This is a genomic window from Streptomyces sp. NPDC001373 (assembly GCF_042895815.1).
Taxonomy (GTDB): Bacteria; Actinomycetota; Actinomycetes; order Streptomycetales; family Streptomycetaceae; genus Streptomyces.
The window spans coordinates 352,592-372,499 of the sequence record NZ_JBIAWQ010000003.1 but is presented as its reverse complement, the minus strand read 5'-3'; the positions used below and the strand labels follow the sequence as shown (position 1 = coordinate 372,499).

The window sequence follows — 19,908 nt, the reverse complement described above, 5'->3', positions numbered from 1 at the left end:
CCCGGGGGTTCAGCGCAGAATGCCCGCCTGCCGGGCGGCGCGGATCCAGGAAGGGAACTCCGACAGCAGCCGGTCGTACAGGTCGGGGTCCGAGATCCGGTCGATGTCGTCGACGGCGAAGAAGCCGACGTTGTCGACCCGGCGGCCGGGCATCGTGTCGAAGCGCTCCAGTACGCCGAAGCCGGCCCGGCCGAGACCGACGAACTGCCAGAACACCGGCTCCTCCACGGCCTCCCGCAGCTCTCGCTCGATCTCGGCGTTGCGGTACACCCCGCCGTCCGAGAAGAAGAGGACCAGGGTGGGCGCGGGCACGGGGTGGGCCCGTACGAAGGCGCGTACCTCGGCGATGACCTTCTGCTCCTCGTTCTGGAAGCCCACGTGCCGCATGTCGACCTGGCCGGGGAGCAGGCCCTTGGGCGCCCTCTTGCGGCCGAAGACGGCCATCTGGCCGACGCGCACGTGCAGGCGCAGCCACTCCGGGAGGTCGCCGATGGCGAGGTCGGGGAGGCGGGCGGGGTTGGTGGCGAACGTCCAGGCCTGCATCTCGCCGTCGTCGTCCAGCTGGGCGGCCACGGCGGCCATCCGCTCGACCACTCCGGCGACCGTGCCGCGGGAGTAGAGGGTGCTCATCGAGCCGGAGGCGTCGAGGACGAGGACGACGCGGGCGGTGACGTCGGCGGCGCCGGCCTTGCGGAGGCTGACGGCCACCTGCTCCTTGCGCAGGGAGAGGCGGCCGCGCATCTCCGGGGGCAGCCACTCCTCGCCCTTGACCAGGCGTACAGCGGTCTCGGCCGGCGCGGATGCGGGCGCGGCGGCGGGGACCGCGACGGGCACGGGGGCGGGGGCCGGCGCGGAGGCGGGGGCCGGCGCGGGATCGGCCGCAGGGGCCAGGGGCGGGACAGGAGCGGGCGCGGGCGCCGGGGTGGGCGGCCGGACGGACGCAGGCGCCGGGGCGGCGGCGGGCGCGGGCGGGGCGTCGTCCACGGTGATGCCGTAGTCCGTCGCCAGTCCCGCGAGCCCGCTCGCGTATCCCTGGCCGACGGCCCGGAACTTCCAGACGTCGGCCCGCCGGTAGAGCTCCCCGCCCACCAGGGCGGTCTCCGGCCCGGCCTCGATCGCGAAGTGGGCCACCTCCGCCCCCGACACCGCGTCGAGCAGCCTCAGGTGGAGGCCGGGGACCTGGCCGAAGGTGCCGCCGTCGGCGGAGGCGCAGAGCAGGACGCGCGCGATGTCCGGCTCCAGGGCGGCCAGGTCCACGTCGAGCGTGTCGGCTCCGGGCCGCTTGCCCATGTGTCGTACGGCGCCGGAGGCGTGCCGTGGCTGGTTGTAGAAGACGAAGTCGCCGTCGGAGCGGACCCGTCCGCTGCCGGCCAGCAGCAGCGCGGACGCGTCGACGTCGGGCACGCCCGGCCCACCGGACCAGCCGAGCACGGCTCTGACGGAGGATGCCGCGACCGGCAGATTGGCGCCTTTGCTCATAGTCGTCACGTCGCACAGTCTGCCCGGTGGACCCCGCCGCGGGCAGCCGAACCCCCTTGGGCGGCCCGGACCGCCGGCACCGCCGGGGTCCGGGCCGCCGCGCTGCTCAGCCGCGGAACTCCTCCGTGCGGACGGGCGAGGCCTCGGCCAGGGCGCGGGTGACCTCCTCGGCGCCCGCGCGCAGCCCGTAGACGGGGGTGCCGGGCTGCTGGCGCCAGGACTCGTCGATGCCGCCCGCGTCGACGGTGTCGAAACCGAGCTCGTCGATCAGGGCGCGGACGGCCTTCTTCGCCGCCTCGTCGTCGCCGGCGACGGGCAGGGCCATGCGGTCCGGGTCTCCGGCCGGGCGGGGCCGTTCGAGGATGTCGACCGCGTAGGTGCCGTTGAAGGCCTTGACGACCGGGTGGCCCAGTCGGCGTTCGGTCCAGCGGCTCTCGGTGAGGCCCTCGTCCTCGACGGCGGCGATCCGGCCGTCGCGCTGGCGCGGGTAGTAGTTGTTGGTGTCGATGACGGCGAACCCCTCGGCGGCCCCCTCGAAGAGCCCGGCGGGCAGGTCGGGAAGGTTCTTGAAGGGGACGGTGACCACGACGATCTCGGCGCCGCGGGCCGCCTCGGCGACCGTGACGGGGGTGGCTCCGGTCTCCTCGGCCAGGTCGGCCAGGGTGTGCGGGCCGCGGGAGTTGGCGACGCGGACCTCGTGTCCGAGGGCGGTGAGCCGGCGGGTGAGGTTGCCGCCGATGTTGCCGGCGCCGATGATGCCGATCTTCATGAGCTCTCCAGTGCGTACGGAGTCGGATATCGCGTCCGTCGCAACCCCCGCCCGGTCCGCCGCATTCCGCCGCCGCGCGGACTCGGGGGCACAGATCGCCCGTACGAGCGAAATCTCGCCATTTCCCGGACAAGGAGAACCCGCTGGCCGCGGCTCCCCGTCTTCCGGGGCAGCCGGGGACCGTACCGGCAGCACGTGATCACGGGGAAAGGTACCGACCGATGCTCCAGCTCCCGACCCAGCGCGCCACCTCCGTCGCCCTCGCCGCCACCGCAGGCGCGGCCGCCCTCTCCTTCGCCCTCCTCGCGGGCACGTCGGCCACGGCCGCCGCGCCGCCGTCCGTCTCCGGCAGCCCTGAAGGGGCGTTCACCCGGATCGCCGACTTCTACGGCGCCTACGTCGACGCGGTCTACGACGGCGACGGCCGCACCGCGGACCGCCTGCGCGCCGCCTACCTCTCCGAGCCGCTCCAGCGGGAGCTGAGGCAGTGGGAGGAGGCCAACCACGCCGACGGGGTGCTGCGCGCCCAGAACGTTCCGCTCCGCTGGAAGGTGACCTCGGTCGACAGCGGGATGGGCAAGACCAACGCCGCGGTGGCCCTGACCTGGAACGGCAACACCACGACCACGGTCCACGTGCAGGCCGACCTGCGGACCCGGAAGATCACCTCGATCGGGGACTGACCCCCGACGCACCGGTGGGGCCCGCCGACGGCGGGCCCCACCGGTGTCTCACGCGCCGCTCGCCCCGAGCATCTCCTCGCGCTCCACGATCTTCACGCGCTCACGGCCCTGCGGCTCGCCCAGCGCCTTCTCGGCCGCGTCGAGCCGGTACCAGCCGTCCCAGGTGGTGTACCGGACCTGCCGCTCGGCGAGGAAGGCCTCGACCGCCTCCGGCTCGGGGGCGGCGGGAGTGAGCAGCCGTCCCCGGGCGTGGTCCTCCAGGAGGTTGGCGACGGTCTCGTTGGCGTCGCCCTTGGTGTGCCCGATCAGGCCGATGGGGCCGCGCCGGATCCAGCCGGTGACGTAGGTCGACGCCATGTGCTCGCCGCCCTCGATGACGCGGCCGCCCTCGTCCGGGACGGTGCCGGACTCGACGTCCCAGGGGAGCTTGGGCAGTTCGTCGGAGAGGTAGCCCACAGCCCGGTAGACGGACTGGACGTCCCAGGTGGTGAACTCGCCGGTGCCCTTGACGTTGCCGGTGCCGTCGAGCTCGGTGCGCTCGGTGCGCAGGCCGACGACCTTGCCGTCCTCGCCGAGGATCTCGGCCGGGGACTCGAAGAAGTGCAGGAAGAGCTTGTGCGGGCGGCCGCCGATGTCGCGGATCGCCCAGTTCTCCAGGGTCTTGGCCACCATGTCCGCCTGCTTGTTGGAGCGGCGGGTGGTGATCGAGCCCTCGTCGTAGTCGATGTCCTCGGGATTGACGATGACCTCGATGTTGGGCGAGTGGTCGAGCTCGCGCAGCTCCATCGGGCTGAACTTCGCCTGCGCGGGGCCGCGGCGGCCGAAGACGTGGACCTCGAGCGCCTTGTTGGCCTTGAGGCCGTCGTAGACGTTCGGCGGGATCTCGGTGGGCAGCAGCTCGTCGGCGGTCTTGGCGAGGATGCGGGCGACGTCCAGGGCGACGTTGCCGACGCCGAGGACGGCGACCTTCTCGGCCTCCAGCGGCCAGGTGCGCGGCACGTCGGGGTGGCCGTCGTACCAGGAGACGAAGTCGGCGGCGCCGTACGAGCCGTCGAGCTCGATCCCGGGGATGCCGAGGGCGCGGTCGGCGGTGGCGCCGGTGGAGAAGACCACGGCGTCGTAGAAGGAGCGCAGCTCGTCGAGCGAGATGTCGCCGGGGTAGTCGACGTTGCCGAAGAGGCGGACCTGCGGCTTGTCGAGGACCTGGTGCAGGGCGGTGATGATGCCCTTGATGCGCGGGTGGTCGGGGGCGACCCCGTACCGGATCAGGCCGAAGGGGGCCGGCATGCGCTCGAAGAGGTCGATCGAGACGCCGGGGTCGGTGGCCGCCTCCGACTTCAGCAGCGCGTCGGCCGCGTAGATACCGGCGGGGCCGGCGCCGACGATTGCTACCCGCAGAGGGCGAGGCATGGATGGGTTCCCTTCGACCGACAATCTGACTGATCAGGGAAACCCTAAACTAAGGCCACCCTAACCCCCTACCCGCCTCCCGCTTATGACCCCATAAGCCGACCTTATGACTCACCAAAGCCCGACTTCTGCCTGACGGTACCCCCAGGACGGGCGCGGCGGCAGCCGGGTCAGCCCGCGTACTCGGTGAGGTCGATGCTGTGCAGGGTGACGGGGGCTCCGGTGGCGGGGTCGGTGGCGTCTCCGTCGTGGGCCATGCCGAGCTTGCGGATCACGTTCGCGGACTCCTCGTTGCCGACCCGGTTGACGGCGACGACCCGGTCGAGGCCGCGGTCCTGGAGGGCGAACTCCAGGGTGGCCTGGGCGGCTTCGGAGGCGTAGCCCTGGCCCCAGAAGGGCCGGGCGAGGCGCCAGACGATCTGCACCTGGTGCCGGGTCTCGGGCAGGTCGTCGGCGGCGGACAGCCCGACGGCGCCGATCAGCTCGCCGGAGGCGAGGAGCTCGACGGCGAAGACGCCGAAGCCCTCGTCGTCCCACTCCTCCTCCCAGAGCTCGATGGCCTCGGCGGTCCCGTCGAGGTCGAGCGCGGAGCCGTCGCCGATCCAGCGCATGACGTCCGGGTCCGAGGTGATCTCCGACAGGGGGACGAGGTCATCGTCGGACCAGCGGCGGAGGAGGAGGCGGGGGGTGCGGATCTCGGTCATGCCCCACATCCTGCCGAACCGGGCCCGACCAGGGGTAATCGGGGGCGGGCCGGGCCCGGGCCGGCTCAGCCGACGCTGATCTGGTCCAGCTTCGCGCGCAGGTGGGCGTGCGAGTCCACCGGCTCGTGCGCCACCCGGCCGACCGGGGCGGGCAGGGACTCCACGCGGGTGTGGGCGTCGCACTCGTAGAAGTAGACCAGCGAGACGAGTTCCTCCGCCGGGGCGTGCGCGGGCGGCGGCAGGACCCGATGGCGGCCCGCCCGCCAGCGGTCGCCGGTCCAGCGGGCCAGCAGGTCGCCGATGTTGACGGTGAGCGCCGCCGGGTCGTAGGGGGCGTCCTGCCAGCCGCCGGCGTCGGTGTGGATCTGGAGTCCGCCCGCGCCCGGCTCCCGGTCCAGGACGGTGACCGTGCCGAAGTCCGTGTGGGGCCCGATGCGGAACTGTCCGGGCAGGGGCGTTCCGACGGTCTCGGTGCCGGGGTACCAGTTGATGTTGAACCCCCAGGTGGGGTGGCCGGTGTGGCGCGTGAAGTGGTCCCCGGGCAGGGCCAGGGCCGCCGCGAGCAGCTCCAGCAGCTCGTCCGAGAGGGCGCGCATCGCCCGCAGGTACGCGGTCACCGGCGCGCGCAGGCCCGGCACCTCCGCGGGCCAGGTGTTCGGCCGGAACCATTCGGCGTCCACCGGCGGCACGCCGGTGGGCTCGTCGGCCGCGAAGGACCAGGACTCCTTCAGGTCGGGCGGTGAGGCCGTCCCCTCGGCGTGGCTGTTGGCCTCCGCGCCGGGGCCGAGCCAGCCGCGTCCGCCGACCCCGACCGCGTACGGCTGTTTGACCTCGGGCGGCAGCCGGAAGAAGGAGCGCGCGGCCTCCCGGATCCGGGCGGGCAGGGCCGGATCCACCCCGTGCCCGGCGACCAGCAGGAATCCGGCCGCCTGGAGGGCCCCGTCCACCCGGCCCGCGATCCGGGCCCGGTCGGCGGGGCCGCCGTTGCGCCACGCTCCGAGGTCGATGACGGGGACGACGGGGGCCTGGGGACTCTCCATGGGGGCCTGCCTTCCGCGGGGATGTGACGAGAGTAGGGCTTCAGGGGCGTTCCAGGCCGGTACACGGCGGCGCGCAGTCCAGATAGGGCAGGTAAGAGGCCCACTGCGCGCGCGTGATCCGGGGGCCGGTGTGGGCGCAGGCCCCCGCGAGGGCCCGGTCGAGGTCGGTGTCCGCCAGCCGGAGGGTGCTGTCGTAGCCCGCGGAGGCCAGCGCGGCCCCGTCGGGGCTGAAGGCGACGGAGCCGACGGCGGTGGCGTGCCCGGTCAGGGTGGCCAGCGGGGCGGGGCGGGTGCCCGGGTCCACGCTCCACAGCCGGACCGTGCGGTCGTCCCCGGCGCTGGCCAGGGTGCGGCCGTCCGGGCCGAAGGCCACCGAGCCGACGACGTCGGTGTGCCCGGCCAGGGCCGCGAGCGGCGCGGGCCTGCGCGGCTCGGTCACGTCCCACAGCCGGACCGGAGTGCGGCCGCCGGAGCCGGTGGCGAGCGTGCGGCCGTCGGGGGCGAAGGCGACGGAGAACACGGCGGTGACGTGGCCCTGTACGACGGCCAGCGGGGCGGGCCGGGTGCGGTCGCCGACGTCGGTCAGCCGGACGATGGCGTCCTCCCCGCCGGTGGCGAGGACCCGGCCGTCCGGGCTGAAGGCCACCGCGCGGACCGTCTCCCGGTGGCCGGGGACCGGGGCGGTCTCGGCGGGCGGCCGGGCGGGGCCGTCGTCGGGGGTACCGGTGACGCCGGCGACGTCCCACAGGTGGACGCCGCCGCCCGCGCCCGCGGTGGCGAGGGTGCGGCCGTCGGGGCTGAAGGCGAGGGCGCGTACGTCCGCCTCGCGCGCGGGGAGTTCGGCCGCGACGGCCGCGCGGGCGGGGTCGGCGACGTCCCACAGCCGGACTCCGCCGTCGGCCGCGGCGGTGGCCAGGGCGCGGCCGTCGGGCCGGTAGGCGACGGCGCGCAGGGGGGCGCCGTGGCCGGCGAGGGTGGCCACGGGGACGGGGCGGCCGCTCCCCCGGATCTGCCACAGCCGGGCGGTGCGGTCGCCGCTCGCGGTGGCGAGCTGGCGGCCGTCGGGGCGGTAGGCGAGGGCGACGACCTCCTTGTCGTGCGCGGGCAGCGAGGTCATCAGCGCGGACAGCAGGCCGTCGCGGGTCCGGGCGGTCGGTGAGAGCCGGTAGGCGGTGAGGCCCAGCTGCACGGCGAGACCGGGCTCGGCGGCGGCCACCCCGGCGGAGGTCTCGGCGAGGTTCCGGGCGACCGCGTCGTTGCGCTGCCGGGTGACCTCGTCCCCGGCGCGGACGGCGCTGCCGGTGGCGACGGCGGCCACCACCACGAGGGCGGCGAGCACGCCGGCCAGCAGGCGCAGCCGGCGGGTGCGGCGGCGGGCGGAGTCCCCGGCGGCGGCCTCGGCGGCGGCGCCGGCGGCGAGGAACTCCGCCTCCCCGGCGGTGAGGACGGACGGGCCGCCGCCGGCGGTGAGCTCGCGGGCCAGGGCGAGCGGGGCTCCGCGCATACGCGGTCACCGAGCCGGCCCGGGAGGAGGGAGCCGGGCGTTCCTTCCCGTACGGGCTGGACGACGTGGAGTGGGCCCGCGCCCACGGCTACGGGGGCCGGGCGGAGCGGGCGGCCGCCGAGGCCCGGGCGGCCGACCCCAACCAGCGGTACTTCCACCGGCGGCCGGCCCGCGAGCGGGCGGCCGCCCGGACCGCGCTGATGGGCTCCTCCCCGACGGGCCTGTCCGCCACCGCCCCCACCGGCATGACCCTGACGGCGAGCACCGGGGGGTGCATCGCGCAGGCGCAGCGGACCCTCTACGGGGACCTGGCCGCCTGGTTCCGCCAAGGTCGTCACGATGAACCTCCGCCCCGCCCGGGAGGAGCGGGTGCGCCGCGACGCCCGGTACGCGCAGGCGGTCGGCCGGTGTGCGGCCTGCATGAAGGAGGCGGGCCGGCCTGTGGCTGGAGCGGCAACGACCCCGACTGGCGCACCTGCGGGGCCGGAAACGACTACGACATGAACGACCGGGCCTCGTCCTGGTGGAACAACGGCTACTCGGGCGCGCTGGGCGACGTCCGGGTGTACGCGGACATCAACTACGGCGGCGCCTCCACCTGCGCCCCGAACGGCTCGGCGGGCAACATCCCGTGGGAGTGGAACGATCGCATCTCCTCCCACAAGTGGGTGACCGACTGCGGTTTCTGACCGCCGCGCTCCCCCCGCCCCGCCGCCCCTGTGGTGGCGGGCCGGGGCCGTCGCCTACTCCGGGAGTTCCGTCCCGCAGCGGGAGCAGTAGCGGGCCGCGCTTTCGGCGGCGAGGCGGCCGCAGGCGGGGCAGACCCGGTGGAGGAGGCAGGCCGGTTCGCCGCCCTCGGCCGGGGTGGGGGCGGCGGAGCCGATGCCGAGGCCGGGGCGGCGGGTGTGGACCGTCAGGTACGCCAGGCCGTCGGGCCCCGCGGTCAGGGAGCGCCGGGTGCCGCGCGGGAGCCAGCACGCCGAGTGGGCCCGCAGCGGGTGCGTGCCGTCCGGCGTGTCGAGGCGGCCGCCGCCCGAGACGACGAGGAGCAGGACGTCGAGAAGGGGCTCGGAGTGCTCCGCGATGGCCGCGCCGGGACGCAGCCGGATCAGGTTGGAGTCCAGGGCGCGTCCTGACCCGGTGAGCCGCCAGAGCGCTCCGGTCGCGCCGGCGGGGGCCTCGGCGATCACCGTGTCGAGGTCCGTCGGGACCCCGGCGGGATGCGGGTGCGTCATCGTGGGTGCCGTTCCTTCCTGCCTTCGGCGTGCTTCGCCGTCCTGTACACGATCACGTCCGGTCCTCCGCGGCGGTTCGCCCGCCGCCCACCTTCGCCGGGACCCGCCGCCCGTCCGTGCACACATGGCCGATACACTCATGTCCGGATCGCGTCGGCCGCACACGCGCCGGCCGCGCGGCCCCGCCTTCCGGTCGACCATCGTGTGGGGTGAGGCCGCCCGCCTCCCTGCCCCGGCCCCGCACCGAAATCCTGCTCCCGCATGCCTACCGCCACCACCCGTACGCCCGACGCGCCCCCGGCGCCCGTCACGGCGCCCGGCGCCCCGCCCCGGCCCAGCGCCCTCGCGGCGCTCCACAGCATCAGCGCCGTCACGACGGTGCTGCTGGCCCTCGTCGCCGTCGGCGCGGCGATCCACGAGCCGGTGCTGATACCCCCGCTCGCGGCCAGCGCCGCGCTGGTGCACAGCGCCCCGACCCTGCCCCTGGCGCAGCCTCGCGGGGTGATCGTCGGCCATCTGATCGGCGCGGCCTGCGGCTACGCGGTACTGGCGGCCGCGGGCAGCTCCGCCTGGGCGGCGGCCCTGGCGGCGGGGCTCACCCTCGCCGTGCTCACCCTCGCCCGCACCCCGCACTCGCCCGCCGTGGCCACGGCCGTGATCACCGTACTGCAGACGCCGGAGCCCGCGCGGTTCGTCCCGCTGCTCTTCGGCTCGACCGTCCTCCTGGTCCTCACCGGCTACGCCGGCTCCCGCGTCCGCCGCACCGCACCGAGGTACCCCGCCTACTGGTGGTGATGACCTGCGGGCGCGCCTGCGACGCGCGGAGGGGGCCAGGGCGCTACTCCTTGTGTCGTGGAGATTTCGACGAAGGACGTGTTCGGGGCCCCCTGCTGGGTGAGTCTGATGGCCCGCGACCTGGAGGCGTCCCAGCGCTTCTACGGAGCGGTCGTGGGCTGGACCTTCCGTCCGGCCCGGTTCGGCTCGGCCTTCTCGATGGCCGTGCAGGACGGCGTACCGGTCGCCGGGATCGGGGCACTGGCCGGCGACCTGGCGGTGGCGGTGGCCTGGACCCCGTACTTCGCCGTCGACGACGTCGACGTGGCGGCGGCCCGGATCCGCGAGCGCGTCGGCACGGTGGCGGTGGGCCCGGTCTCCTTCCCCGGCGGCGGACGGGCAGCGCTGGTCGCCGATCCCGACGGGGCGGTGTTCGGCATCTGGCAGGGGCCCGTCGCCGCGGGCTGGCGCGTCGGGCGGGGCCCGGCACCCGCCTGGCTGGAGCTGCGCACCCGCAACGCCTTCGACGCGGCCCTCTTCTACGGGGAGGTGCTGGAGTGGGCGACGGGCCGCCCCGGCTGCTGCGAGGTCGCGTACGAGGAGGACCAGGTCGTCCTGCGGCAGGGCGGGGAGCCGGTGGCCCGGCTGGACAGCGGGCCCGTGGAGGTGGGCGCCTACACCCCGCACACCCGGCCGCGCTGGCACGTCCACTTCCGCGTCCCGGAACTGGATTCGGCCGTGGAGGCGGCCCTCGACCTCGGCGGCCGCACCGTCTCGGTGGTCACCTCGGACGGCAGGGAGCGCTCGGTCATGCTCCGGGACCCGGACGGGGCCCTGTTCACCCTCACCGAGCACGTGGCCCCGACCGAAGGGGACGACGCCGGCTGATCCGCCCCGGGCGGCCGCTACCCGAGGAAGGACAGGCGGACCTGGCGCTCCGGGTTGTCCTTGTTGGTGTCGACCAGGCAGACGGACTGCCAGGTCCCGAGCCGGAGCCGGCCGCCGACGACCGGAAGGGTGGCGTGCGGCGGGACGAACGCCGGCAGGACGTGGTCGCGGCCGTGGCCCGGGGAGCCGTGCCGGTGCTGCCAGCGGTCGTCTGCGGGAAGCAGCGTACGGAGCGCGTCGAGGAGGTCGTCGTCGCTGCCGGCGCCCGTCTCGATCACGGCGATGCCCGCGGTGGCGTGCGGGACGAAGACGTTCAGCAGGCCGTCGCGGCCGGCCGCGGCCTCGGCCAGGAAGCGCTCGCAGTGGCGGGTCAGGTCGGTGACGGTCTCGGCGCGGCCGGTCGTCAGGTCGAGGACCCGGGTGCTGAATCGGTCGGACATGCGGACCATGATCGCGCACCCGGCCGTGCGCCGCCCCCGCGTCCGGCCGGGGTCCGCTCCGCGCTCGCCGCCCCGCGGGCGCGCGGGGACACTGGCAGCGTGAGGAGGTGCCCATGGACCCGGTGGCGGCGCTGGACCGCATCGCCTTCCTGCTGGAGCGCGCGCAGGCCCCCACGTACCGGGTCCGGGCCTTCCGTACGGCCGCCTCGGCGCTGACCCGGATGGGTGAGCGGGAGACGGCCGAGCGGGCCGCGGCCGGGACGCTGGAGGCGGTCAAGGGCATCGGGCCGAAGACCGCCCAGGTGGTGCGCGAGGCCCTGCTCGGGGAGGTGCCGCAGTACCTGCGGGGGCTGGAGGACGAGGCCGCGGCGATGCCCGAGGGGCCGCCGCCCGGCCCCGCCGCCACGGCGCTGCGCGCGGCGCTGCGCGGGGACTGCCACCTGCACTCGGACTGGTCGGACGGCGGGAGCCCGATCGAGGCGATGGGCCGGGCCGCGGCCGGGCTCGGGCACGAGTGGGCGGTGCTGACGGACCATTCGCCGAGCCTGAAGGTCGCCCGTGGCCTCTCGCCCGGGCGGCTGCGCGAACAGCTGGAGGCGGTGACGGAGCTGAACGAGCGGTGGGCGCCGTTCCGGCTGCTCACCGGGATCGAGTGCGACATCCTGCCGGACGGCTCGCTCGACCAGGAGCCGGAGCTGCTGGAGCGGCTCGACGTGGTCGTGGGCTCCGTGCACTCGAAGCTGCGGATGGAGTCCCCCGCCATGACGCGGCGCCTGCTGGCGGCGGTGCGCAATCCGCTGATGGACGTCCTCGGGCACTGCACGGGCCGGCTGGTGACCGGCCGGACCCGCCCGGAGTCGACGTTCGACGCCGTGGCCGTGTTCGCCGCGTGCGCGGAGTCCGGGACGGCCGTGGAGGTCAACAGCCGTCCCGAGCGGCTGGATCCGCCCCGGCGGCTGCTGCGCCTGGCGGTCGAGGCGGGCACCGTCTTCGCGATCGACACCGACGCCCACGCGCCGGGCCAGCTCGACTGGCAGATCCTGGGCTGCGCACGGGCGGCGGAGTGCGGGGTCCCGCCGGAACGGGTCGTCAACACCTGGCCGGCGCAGGAACTGCTGACCTGGACCCGCACGCGGCGGGCGCCGGCCTAGCTAGCCGGCGCCGCGGGCCAGGATCAGCAGGACGTCGGCCGCCGCGACCGCCATCACCCCCAGGAACGGGATCCGGCCGGGGGCCCCGCCCGTGGCCAGGAGCAGTACCGCGGTCAGGGCGAGGAGGGTCCAGCCGTGCGGGGGGACGGGGCCCGGCGGGCCCAGCAGCAGGAGGGTCGCCGAGCCGAGGACGAGCAGGGCGGCCAGCGCGGCCGAGGTGCGGGCGCCGAGCCGCTGCGGCAGCCCGCGCACCCCGGCGGCGAGGTCGTCGGCGATGTCGGGCAGGACGTTGGCGAAGTGGGCGCCCGCGCCGAGCAGGGCGGCGGCGCCGGACAGCCAGAGCGGCGGCCGGGGCGCGCCGGGCAGGCCGAGCGTGACGAAGGCCGGGAGCAGGCCGAAGGCGAGGGCGTACGGGAGCCAGGAGGCGGCCGTGCCCTTGAGCCGCAGGTTGTACGCCCAGGCGGCGGCGACCCCGACGAGGTGCGCGGCCCCGGCGGCCGGGCCGGCGGCCAGCGACAGCGGTACGCACAGGGCCAGCGCCGCGAGCGCGGCGGCGGTGACGGCGCCCGCCGGTGCTCCGCCCGTGGCGAGGGGTTTGTCGCGGCGGCCGGCAGCCCGGTCGCGCCGCAGGTCGACGCGGTCGTTGCACCAGCCCACCGAGAGCTGTCCGGCCGCCACGGCGCCCGCCGTGAGGGCGGTTCCGGCGGGCCCCCTTCCGGCGGCGGCCGCGAGCGCCGCGGCGAAGAGGGTGACGGCGGCGGCGGGGAGCGGGTGGCAGGCCCGCAGCAGTCCGGCCACGGGGACCGTCGGCGCGGACAGGACGGGAGAGGGGGCGGGCACGGCGTCACGCTACGCCGTGACGGCATGTCAATTTCATACCTTTCGCGCGCTTAGACCGAATATGACCGGTTCTTTCCTATGTTGGGCCAATGACCCGTGTCCTTGCGGTGAGCAGCGTGTTCCCGCCCCACGTGTACCCGCAGGCCCAGATCACGGAGGCGCTGGTCCGCTGTCTGCCGCCCGGCGCCGACGCGGCCCTGCTGCGCCGGGTGCACGCCTCGGCACGGGTCGCCTCCCGCCATCTCGCGCTGCCGCTGGAGCACTACGGGCCGGACCGCGACTTCGGCACCGCCAACGCCCTGTTCCTGCGCACGGCCCTGGAACTGGGCGCCGAGGCGGTCGGGCGCGCCCTCGCCGGGGCCGGCCTGGCGGCCGCGGACATCGCCCTGGTGGTGTCGACGACCGTCACTGGGCTCGCCACCCCCTCCCTGGAGGCCCGGCTCGCCTCGCGGACCGGGCTGTGGCCCGGCGTGCGGCGTGTACCCCTGTTCGGGCTGGGCTGCGCCGCGGGCGCCGCCGGGCTCGGGATGCTGCACGAGCAGCTGGCCGGCCGGCCCGCGCAGGCGGCGCTGCTGCTGTCCACGGAGCTGTGCTCGCTGACGCTCCAGCCCCACGACACCTCGATGGCGAACCTGGTGGCGGGCGCCCTCTTCGGCGACGGGGCCGGGGCCCTGGTCGCGGTGGGACCGGAGCACCCCCTCCACGACACCCCCGGCGGGCCGTCGGTGGTGGACGCGCGCAGCCGGCTCTACCCGGGCACCGAGCACCTCCTCGGATGGGACATCGGCCACTGGGGCCTGCGCATGGTGCTGGGCCGGGAGCTGCCCGAACTGGTCGGCCTGCACGTGGTGGAGGAGGTCGAGTCCTTCCTGGCCGGGCACGACCTCAAGCCCGCCGACGTCGACGTCTGGATCTGCCATCCGGGCGGCCCCAGGATCCTCGACGTGCTGGCCGGCTCCCTGGGGCTGCCCGGGCAGGCCCTCGCGGCCAGCCGCGATTCGCTCGCGGCCGTCGGCAATCTCTCCTCCGCGTCCGTCCTGCACGTCCTCGGCGCCGTCCAGGCCGCCGGGCCGCCCGCGCCCGGATCGGTCGGGCTGATGCTCGCCTTCGGTCCGGGTTTCGCCTCCGAACTCGTCCTGCTGCGCTGGTGAGGTTCCCATGCCGCTGTTCCCGTCGATCCCGTCGACCCCGCTGACCTGGTACGTCCTGCTCCTCCTGCTGGTGGCCGCCGAGCGGCTGGCCGAGCTGGCCACGGCACGGCGCAATGCCGCCTGGAGCCTGGCGCGCGGCGGCCGCGAGTACGGCCGCAGCCACTATCCGGCCATCGTCGCCCTGCACGCCGCACTCCTCGCGGGCTGCGCGGCGGAGGCCGTGTACCGGCCCTTCCTGCCCGCGCTCGGCTGGACGGCGCTCACCGTCGTGGCGGCGGCGCAGGGGCTGCGGTGGTGGTGCGTCCTGTCCCTCGGGCCGCGCTGGAACACCCGGGTCATCGTGGTGCCCGGGCTGCCGCTGGTGGCCGCGGGCCCGTACCGGCTGCTGCGCCACCCCAACTACGCGGCGGTGGTGCTGGAGGGGCTGGCGCTGCCGCTGGTGCACACGGCGTGGGTGACCGCGCTGGGCTTCACCCTGCTCAACGCCGTGCTGCTGCGCGTGCGGATCCGCTGCGAGAACAGCGCGCTCACCTACGCCCGTACGGCCGATCCGCTGCTGGGCCTGGTGCGGTGATCGACCTGCTCGTGGCGGGCGGCGGACCGGCGGGGCTGGCGACCGCGATCCACGGGGCGCTGGCCGGGCTGGAGGTGGTGGTCCTGGAGCCGCGCCCGACACCGATCGACAAGGCCTGCGGGGAGGGGCTGATGCCGGGCGCCGTCCGCCGGTTCGAGGAGCTGGGCGTGGCGGTGCCGGGCCGCGCGTTCCACGGCATCCGCTACGTGGACGGGCACACCGGACTGCGCGCGGAGGGGCTCTTCCGCGCCGGCCCCGGGCGCGGGTGCCCCCGTACGGACCTCCAGGCGGCGCTCGCCGACCGCGCGGAGCGGCTCGGCGTACGGGTGCTGGCGCGACGCGCCGGGGAGGTCCGCCAGGACGGACGGCGGGTGTGCGCGGCCGGGCTGACGGCACGGTACCTGGTGGCGGCGGACGGGCTGCACTCGCCGGTGCGGCGCGCTCTGGGCCTGGCGGTGCCGGCCGCGCCGGGGCGGCCGGCCCGGTACGGGCTGCGCCGCCACTACGCGGTGGCCCCGTGGAGCGACCTGGTGGAGGTGCACTGGGCGCGCGGCGCGGAGGCGTACGTGACCCCGCTGGCCCCGGACCGGATCGGGGTGGCGGTGCTGACGTCGGAGCAGGCGCCGTTCGACGTGCAGCTGGCCCGGTTCCCGCTGCTGGCCGCCCAACTGCCGGCGCCGCCCGGCCGGGGCGCGGGGGTGCGCGGCGCGGGACCGCTGCGGCAGCGGGCGCGGACCCGGGTGGCGGGGCGGGTGCTGTTCGTGGGGGACGCGGCGGGGTACGTGGACGCGCTGACCGGGGAGGGGCTGACGCTGGCGGTCTCGGCGGCGGGGGAACTCGTCCGGTGCGTGCGCGCGGGCCGGCCGCAGGAGTACGAGCGGGCCTGGCGGGAGCTGTCGCGCGGCTACCGCGCCCTGACCTCGTCCCTGCTGTGGGCCCGGCGGCGGACGCGGCTGTCGGGCCGGATCGTCCCGCTGGCGGCCCGGATGCCGCGGATGTTCACGGGGGCGGTGAACCTGCTGGCGCGGTGAGGCCCCCGGCCGCGCGGTGCGGCCGGGGGCCCTCGGGCGGGGGTCAGACCCCTTCGCCGGTCCGGCGGTCCGGCGGACGGTAGGCCAGCGCGAGGCCGGCCAGAACCGCCGAGACCCCGGCGCCGAACACCACCGCGACCCCGGCCCACGGGTAGGGCGCGCCGAGGGTGGCGGCGAGGGGGTCGAAGAACACGACCCCGCCCACGATGTGCAGCGCGACCACGGCCAGGGCGGCCACGGCCGCGCCCCGCCACACCGCCGGGGTGTCCCGGAGGGCCAGCAGGGCGCCGAGCGGCAGGCAGACCAGGGCCACCGCCAGGGGCGCCAGCCGGCCGGGGCCGGGCGGTTCCGCGAGGTTCCCCGGCAGGTGCAGCACGCCGCAGAACAGCAGGGCGGCGGCCGTCGGCCAGCGCAGGCCGTGGCCCAGTACGCCCCCGCCCCCGCGCCGGGCCGCGCGTTCCGCTATGCCGTCGGCCGCGGCGGGAAGGGGGACGGGGACCGCGGCCCGGACCGGGACGGGGCGGGGCGCGGGTCCGGCCGGTGGGGCGGTTCCGGCGGGGGGCCGGTCGGAGCGGCCCCGCGGCGGTCCCCCGGCCGGGCCCGCCGGGCCGGCCGGGGGACCGCCGCGGGGGGCGGTGCCGGGGGCTTCGGGGTCGAGGATGGTGGCCAGCAGGGCCACGTCCTCGATGGGCCGGCCGACGGCCGCCGCACGCAGGGCGATGTCGGCCTCGGCCTCCTCCTCGGGGTGCTCGCCGAGCAGGGCGACCATACGGCGGACCTCGTCCACCGGCCGGGCGACGGCGGCCGCGCGGAGCGCGTCGTGCCCGGGGTCGGCGAGCCGGCCGGACTCCTTCAGGAGGCCCACCAGCGCGGTGACCTCCTCGACGGGCCGACAGGTGGCGGCCGTCTCCAGCAGGGTGCGGAGGGGCTCGGGGTGCGCCGCGGGGCCGGGCGCGGGGGCCGCGGGGAGGGCCTGGAGCCCGGCCTGCGGGACGGGGCCGGAGTCGTGCGGGTCCGCGGAGGCCGCCGCGAGGGGCGGAAGGCCGTCGGGGAAGGCGGCGCCGGGTCCGGGGCGGTTCACCGGGGCGACGGGGAGGGGCTGGAGGTCGGCGGGGGGTGCGGAGGGGGGCTGGGGCGTCGGGGGTTCGGGGAGGGGGGCGTCGGTCGGTTCCGGGGTGGAGGTGGGCAGGCCGTCGCGGTCGCCGTGGTCGGTCGCCGCGAGGGTGCTGGGGTCATTCATGGAAAGCTCCGTCTTGCCGACGCGCGGGTCTACACATCGCACGCCGGTCATCGTGCGTCATGGGAAGCGCACGCTTGGTCACATTCAGCGGCACGGGTGCGCACTGCGCCATTCGGGGCGGGCAAACGGGGTGCTCCCCGGGCGTGTCCGGGCAGCCGGCCCTGACAGGCCGCGCCCAAGGGGGCCCGCGCGGCGGCGCGCGGGGCACAGTGGCCGGGTCAGGGCCCGCTCCTGCATCCGAAAGGGGCGCGCGTCCAGGAGGGCCCGCCTCCGGGAGGGGCGTCAGCCGTGCCGGCTCCGGAGCGGCGGGTGGTGGCGGCCGGAGCAGCGGCGGCGGACGGCCTGGGCTGCGGGGGCGGACGGCGGGGAAGGGGCTCGACTGCCTGCGCCGGCTGGACGCGGGCCGGCTGGTGGGCCGCGCTGACGGAACGGCTCTCCGGGATCGGGTACGGGAATGCCCGGCTCCCCTGGAATGTGCCGGAGTTCCACCGGATGCCCGTGGTCCAGGGCAGCACCCCGGACGAGATGCGACTGTTCGTCCCGGCCTCACGGTTCGGCGGGCGGTCGCCGTCGGTGCCGCGGCCGGCCCCGGGCGTCCCGGGGACCCGGCCGGTGGACGCGGCGGCCGCGCACCCCTGCACACTGCGGGACGGCCCGTCCTTCGCGGACACGGCCCCCCGGACGGGGTCTCCGCGGCGGGTTACAGCCGGACGTCCCAGCTCGCGGTGGAGGACAGGGTGCGGGCGATCGCGGGGTCGCGGACGGCGGGGGTGGCGTCCTCGGCGGTCACCGAGAGCCGGTGGGTGCGCAGGTCCAGCAGCCACAGCTCCGCCACCCGTACCTCGGTCCGGCCCGCGAACCGCTTGAGCTCGCGGCCGTCGAGGTACCAGCGGACCGTGGGCTGGCGCCCGTCGGGCGTGGCCAGGTGCGGGACGGCCGCTGCTCGACGGCCGTGACCTCGGCCCATTTCGCGCGGACGTCGGCGTGATAGCGATCCAGCTCGGCGGCGGTATAGCCGTCGCCGACGAAGACCACGTCGAGCCGGTCCGCGGTGGGTCCGTTGCCGGCCGTCCTGGTGACCTGCCCGTCGGCGGCCCGGGCGGACCCGGAGAGGCGGGGCGCGGCCTTGGCCCGTCCGGCCGCGGGTACCCGGGTGCGGCCGGATCCGGCTTCGCCGCCGTGTTCCGGCCCGGGTATCTCGACCTCGACGCCCGGGCGCGCGCTCGGTCCGGCCGGCGGCGCCGCTCCGGCGGGCACGGCCGACGCGGCCAGGAGCGCGGCGCTCGCGCAGGCGGCCGCGAGCGCCGCACGCAGGGACGATCGGACGGTTCTCTTCATGAAGTCCTCCGCCGGGGCAGGGAGTTGAGGGGAGTTAAGTGAGCGGTTAACTCGACTGAACCGGCTGCTTAAACTAGAGGGCGCCCGCGAGCGTGCGCAATGGGTGACTCCCGTCGGATACTGGGGAGTTGAGAAAACCTCGTGGACAGCAGGGGGAGTTCATGGACGAACCGGCCGAGATCGGGCGCCGGGTGCAGCGGCTGCGTACCGAACGGGGCCTGACCCAGCGACAGCTGGCCGAGCCCGCGTACACCCCCGCGTACGTGTCCACCCTGGAGGCGGGCAAGGTGCGCCCCTCGGAGACCGCGTTGCGGTTCCTCGCCGGGCGGCTCGGCACCTCGTACGAGGAACTGGCCACCGGGCGCCCCGCCTCCCTGGCCACGGAGCTGCGGCTGGCCCTGACCGACGCCCAGCGGACCCTCGCCACCGGCTCGGCACGGGAGGCGGCCGGCCCCTTCCGGCGGCTGCTGGAGGAGGCGGAGCGGCTCGGCCTGCCGGACGAGCGGGCGGAGGCCCTGCTGGGGCTCGGCGACTGCGCGCTGGAGGCGGGCGAGCTGACGGAGGCGGCCGGGCACTTCGAGGCGGCCGAGCTCCTGCTGGCCGGCCAGCCGCTCCCCCGCCGCGCCCGGCCGATCCGCGGCCGGGCCGTCGCGCACCTGCTGGCCGGGGAGCTGCGGTACGCCTGCTACCTGCTGGAGTCGGCCATCGACGGCCTCAACACGGGCGGGCTGGCCGACCCGGAGGCCCTGGTCCTGCTGTACTCGGCGGTGATCGGCCCGTACATCGACATGGGCGCGCACGCCCGCGCGGCGCACGCGGCGGAGCTGGCGCTGGCGCTCGCCCCGCAGGTCGGGGACCCGGCGCTGGTGGCGGGGATGCACCGGCAGGTGGCCCGTACGTTCCTCGCGGAGGGCCGGGTGGCGGACGCCGACGCCTCACTGGCGAAGGCGCAGGCCGTCTACCGGCAGCTGCGGCTGCGCACCGATCTGGCGCACTGCCACTGGATGCGCGGCTACGTCCAGGCGCAGCACGGGGAACTGGCCGCGGCGGAACGGGAGCTGCGGATCGCCCGGGAGATGCTCACCGCCCGGCGGGCCGCCCTGTACACCGCGCAGGTGGAGGTGGAGCTGGCGGACGTGCTGCGGCGCCTGGGCCGGTACGACGAGGCCGCCGAGCTGGTGTCGGGGCTGCTGGCCGAGGGGTCGGCCCCGGGCGCGGTGCACGCGGGCGGGGCGCACCGGCTGCTGGGGCTGATCGCCGAGGAGCGGGGGGAGACCGAGGCGGCCGAGGAGCACTACGTACGGGCGCTCGCGCTGCTGGAGCGCAGCGGGGCGGGCGGCGACCTGGCGGACCTGTGCCGGCTGCTGGGCGACCTGCTGCGGCGGACCGGGCGCACGGAGGCCGCGCTGGACGCGTACCGCACGGGACTGGGCCACCGCGCGGCACCCGGCACCACCACCCTGGGCCCGGCCCCGGCGGCCCCTGCGTTCCGCTGAACCGTCCGCCGTGCCGCGCCGCCGCGCGGAAGACCGCTCCGCCCCGCCCGTCGCCTCGCATGCCGGCGGGGCTTTTCACAGCCCCCCCCGCATGCGGGGCCGCGGGCGGGGCGGCGGCGAGGGGTGGGGCGGGGGGGGGGGGCGGGGGCCCTCCCCGGGGC

20 protein-coding genes and 1 pseudogene are annotated in these 19,908 nt (G+C 76.5%); 9 read left to right on the top strand and 12 right to left on the bottom strand.

Annotated elements, in window-relative coordinates; translation table 11 throughout:
• Positions 1-9 precede the first annotated feature (9 nt).
• Both ACFY15_RS09920 and ACFY15_RS09915 read right to left on the bottom strand, forming a co-directional pair.
• Entirely contained in the window at positions 10-1,479 is a 1,470-nt protein-coding gene (locus tag ACFY15_RS09920) for a VWA domain-containing protein (RefSeq protein WP_390687330.1), read from the bottom strand.
• Positions 1,480-1,585: 106 nt separating this feature from the next.
• Entirely contained in the window at positions 1,586-2,248 is a 663-nt protein-coding gene (locus tag ACFY15_RS09915) for an NADPH-dependent F420 reductase (protein WP_390687271.1), read from the bottom strand.
• Positions 2,249-2,469: 221 nt separating this feature from the next.
• Here ACFY15_RS09915 and ACFY15_RS09910 point away from each other — a divergent pair, with 221 nt between their 5' ends.
• A complete protein-coding gene (locus ACFY15_RS09910) occupies positions 2,470-2,931 on the top strand; it encodes a hypothetical protein (RefSeq protein ID WP_390687270.1) in 462 nt (153 codons plus the stop codon).
• Between the two features lie 48 nt (positions 2,932-2,979).
• Here ACFY15_RS09910 and ACFY15_RS09905 read toward each other — a convergent pair whose 3' ends face one another.
• From ACFY15_RS09905 to ACFY15_RS09890, 4 genes are all read right to left on the bottom strand, one after another.
• Positions 2,980-4,341 (bottom strand): FAD-dependent oxidoreductase, encoded by a 1,362-nt coding sequence (locus ACFY15_RS09905; protein WP_390687269.1) that lies wholly within the window; start codon positions 4,339-4,341, stop codon positions 2,980-2,982.
• 170 nt (positions 4,342-4,511) lie between these two features.
• On the bottom strand, positions 4,512-5,045 hold the full coding sequence (locus ACFY15_RS09900; protein ID WP_390825325.1) for a GNAT family N-acetyltransferase: 534 nt from the start codon (positions 5,043-5,045) through the stop codon (positions 4,512-4,514).
• A 65-nt stretch (positions 5,046-5,110) separates the two neighbouring features.
• A complete protein-coding gene (locus ACFY15_RS09895) occupies positions 5,111-6,085 on the bottom strand; it encodes an isopenicillin N synthase family dioxygenase (protein WP_390825324.1) in 975 nt (324 codons plus the stop codon).
• A 40-nt stretch (positions 6,086-6,125) separates the two neighbouring features.
• On the bottom strand, positions 6,126-7,589 hold the full coding sequence (locus tag ACFY15_RS09890; protein ID WP_390825323.1) for a WD40 repeat domain-containing protein: 1,464 nt from the start codon (positions 7,587-7,589) through the stop codon (positions 6,126-6,128).
• A 65-nt stretch (positions 7,590-7,654) separates the two neighbouring features.
• Here ACFY15_RS09890 and ACFY15_RS09885 point away from each other — a divergent pair, with 65 nt between their 5' ends.
• The gene (locus ACFY15_RS09885) at positions 7,655-8,278 is read left to right on the top strand and encodes a peptidase inhibitor family I36 protein (protein WP_390825322.1); all 624 of its coding nucleotides are present in this window, start codon (positions 7,655-7,657) and stop codon (positions 8,276-8,278) included.
• A 54-nt stretch (positions 8,279-8,332) separates the two neighbouring features.
• Here the strand turns inward: ACFY15_RS09885 and ACFY15_RS09880 are convergent, their stop codons facing one another.
• A complete protein-coding gene (locus ACFY15_RS09880; RefSeq protein WP_390825321.1) occupies positions 8,333-8,824 on the bottom strand; it encodes a cupin domain-containing protein in 492 nt (163 codons plus the stop codon).
• Between the two features lie 261 nt (positions 8,825-9,085).
• On the opposite strand from ACFY15_RS09880, the gene ACFY15_RS09875 reads away from it, so the two are divergent.
• On the top strand, positions 9,086-9,619 hold the full coding sequence (locus tag ACFY15_RS09875) for an HPP family protein (protein WP_390825320.1): 534 nt from the start codon (positions 9,086-9,088) through the stop codon (positions 9,617-9,619).
• A gap of 108 nt (positions 9,620-9,727) precedes the next feature.
• Positions 9,728-10,486, top strand: coding sequence for a VOC family protein (locus ACFY15_RS09870; RefSeq protein ID WP_390687329.1), 759 nt, complete (start codon positions 9,728-9,730; stop codon positions 10,484-10,486).
• 17 nt (positions 10,487-10,503) lie between these two features.
• On the opposite strand, the gene ACFY15_RS09865 is transcribed toward ACFY15_RS09870, so the two are convergent.
• Positions 10,504-10,926 carry a secondary thiamine-phosphate synthase enzyme YjbQ gene (locus ACFY15_RS09865; RefSeq protein WP_390825319.1) on the bottom strand — a complete coding sequence of 141 codons (423 nt, stop codon included), beginning with the start codon at positions 10,924-10,926 and terminating at the stop codon, positions 10,504-10,506.
• Positions 10,927-11,039: 113 nt separating this feature from the next.
• Here ACFY15_RS09865 and ACFY15_RS09860 point away from each other — a divergent pair, with 113 nt between their 5' ends.
• Positions 11,040-12,077 carry a PHP domain-containing protein gene (locus tag ACFY15_RS09860; protein WP_390825318.1) on the top strand — a complete coding sequence of 346 codons (1,038 nt, stop codon included), beginning with the start codon at positions 11,040-11,042 and terminating at the stop codon, positions 12,075-12,077.
• Here the strand turns inward: ACFY15_RS09860 and ACFY15_RS09855 are convergent, their stop codons facing one another.
• Complete coding sequence (locus ACFY15_RS09855; RefSeq protein ID WP_390825317.1) at positions 12,078-12,917, bottom strand: UbiA family prenyltransferase; 840 nt, start codon at positions 12,915-12,917, stop codon at positions 12,078-12,080.
• An 89-nt stretch (positions 12,918-13,006) separates the two neighbouring features.
• Here ACFY15_RS09855 and ACFY15_RS09850 point away from each other — a divergent pair, with 89 nt between their 5' ends.
• Genes ACFY15_RS09850 through ACFY15_RS09840 form a run of 3 tightly spaced genes read left to right on the top strand, consistent with a single transcriptional unit; the run spans position 13,007 to position 15,673 of the window.
• Complete coding sequence (locus tag ACFY15_RS09850) at positions 13,007-14,068, top strand: type III polyketide synthase (RefSeq protein ID WP_390825316.1); 1,062 nt, start codon at positions 13,007-13,009, stop codon at positions 14,066-14,068.
• 40 nt (positions 14,069-14,108) lie between these two features.
• Positions 14,109-14,642 carry an isoprenylcysteine carboxyl methyltransferase family protein gene (locus ACFY15_RS09845; RefSeq protein ID WP_390825380.1) on the top strand — a complete coding sequence of 178 codons (534 nt, stop codon included), beginning with the start codon at positions 14,109-14,111 and terminating at the stop codon, positions 14,640-14,642.
• On the top strand, positions 14,639-15,673 hold the full coding sequence (locus ACFY15_RS09840) for an NAD(P)/FAD-dependent oxidoreductase (RefSeq protein ID WP_390687259.1): 1,035 nt from the start codon (positions 14,639-14,641) through the stop codon (positions 15,671-15,673). The genes ACFY15_RS09845 and ACFY15_RS09840 overlap by 4 nt, the downstream gene beginning before the upstream one ends.
• Positions 15,674-15,716: 43 nt before the next feature.
• Here ACFY15_RS09840 and ACFY15_RS09835 read toward each other — a convergent pair whose 3' ends face one another.
• The 3 genes and pseudogenes from ACFY15_RS09835 to ACFY15_RS09825 form a co-directional block, all read right to left on the bottom strand.
• Entirely contained in the window at positions 15,717-16,913 is a 1,197-nt protein-coding gene (locus tag ACFY15_RS09835; RefSeq protein ID WP_390825315.1) for a hypothetical protein, read from the bottom strand.
• A gap of 700 nt (positions 16,914-17,613) precedes the next feature.
• Entirely contained in the window at positions 17,614-17,880 is a 267-nt protein-coding gene (locus ACFY15_RS09830) for a hypothetical protein (protein WP_390825382.1), read from the bottom strand.
• 32 nt (positions 17,881-17,912) lie between these two features.
• Positions 17,913-18,251, bottom strand: a pseudogene (locus ACFY15_RS09825) (hypothetical protein); the annotation flags it as partial.
• Between the two features lie 161 nt (positions 18,252-18,412).
• Here ACFY15_RS09825 and ACFY15_RS09820 point away from each other — a divergent pair.
• Positions 18,413-19,747 carry a tetratricopeptide repeat protein gene (locus ACFY15_RS09820; RefSeq protein WP_390825314.1) on the top strand — a complete coding sequence of 445 codons (1,335 nt, stop codon included), beginning with the start codon at positions 18,413-18,415 and terminating at the stop codon, positions 19,745-19,747.
• Positions 19,748-19,908: the final 161 nt, after the last annotated feature.

Bases quoted from the DNA above. Each gene is read 5' to 3' on its own strand.
- ACFY15_RS09890 (WP_390825323.1), bottom strand. From the start codon at position 7,589: ATGCGCGGAGCCCCGCTCGCCCTGGCCCGCGAGCTCACCGCCGGCGGC.
- ACFY15_RS09875 (WP_390825320.1), top strand. From the start codon at position 9,086: ATGCCTACCGCCACCACCCGTACGCCCGACGCGCCCCCGGCGCCCGTC.
- ACFY15_RS09905 (WP_390687269.1), bottom strand. From the start codon at position 4,341: ATGCCTCGCCCTCTGCGGGTAGCAATCGTCGGCGCCGGCCCCGCCGGT.
- ACFY15_RS09835 (WP_390825315.1), bottom strand. From the start codon at position 16,913: ATGAATGACCCCAGCACCCTCGCGGCGACCGACCACGGCGACCGCGAC.
- ACFY15_RS09865 (WP_390825319.1), bottom strand. From the start codon at position 10,926: ATGTCCGACCGATTCAGCACCCGGGTCCTCGACCTGACGACCGGCCGC.
- ACFY15_RS09895 (WP_390825324.1), bottom strand. From the start codon at position 6,085: ATGGAGAGTCCCCAGGCCCCCGTCGTCCCCGTCATCGACCTCGGAGCG.
- ACFY15_RS09920 (WP_390687330.1), bottom strand. From the start codon at position 1,479: ATGAGCAAAGGCGCCAATCTGCCGGTCGCGGCATCCTCCGTCAGAGCC.
- ACFY15_RS09850 (WP_390825316.1), top strand. From the start codon at position 13,007: ATGACCCGTGTCCTTGCGGTGAGCAGCGTGTTCCCGCCCCACGTGTAC.
- ACFY15_RS09910 (WP_390687270.1), top strand. From the start codon at position 2,470: ATGCTCCAGCTCCCGACCCAGCGCGCCACCTCCGTCGCCCTCGCCGCC.
- ACFY15_RS09870 (WP_390687329.1), top strand. From the start codon at position 9,728: ATGGCCCGCGACCTGGAGGCGTCCCAGCGCTTCTACGGAGCGGTCGTG.
- ACFY15_RS09860 (WP_390825318.1), top strand. From the start codon at position 11,040: ATGGACCCGGTGGCGGCGCTGGACCGCATCGCCTTCCTGCTGGAGCGC.
- ACFY15_RS09830 (WP_390825382.1), bottom strand. From the start codon at position 17,880: ATGGGCCGAGGTCACGGCCGTCGAGCAGCGGCCGTCCCGCACCTGGCC.
- ACFY15_RS09820 (WP_390825314.1), top strand. From the start codon at position 18,413: ATGGACGAACCGGCCGAGATCGGGCGCCGGGTGCAGCGGCTGCGTACC.
- ACFY15_RS09880 (WP_390825321.1), bottom strand. From the start codon at position 8,824: ATGACGCACCCGCATCCCGCCGGGGTCCCGACGGACCTCGACACGGTG.
- ACFY15_RS09915 (WP_390687271.1), bottom strand. From the start codon at position 2,248: ATGAAGATCGGCATCATCGGCGCCGGCAACATCGGCGGCAACCTCACC.
- ACFY15_RS09900 (WP_390825325.1), bottom strand. From the start codon at position 5,045: ATGACCGAGATCCGCACCCCCCGCCTCCTCCTCCGCCGCTGGTCCGAC.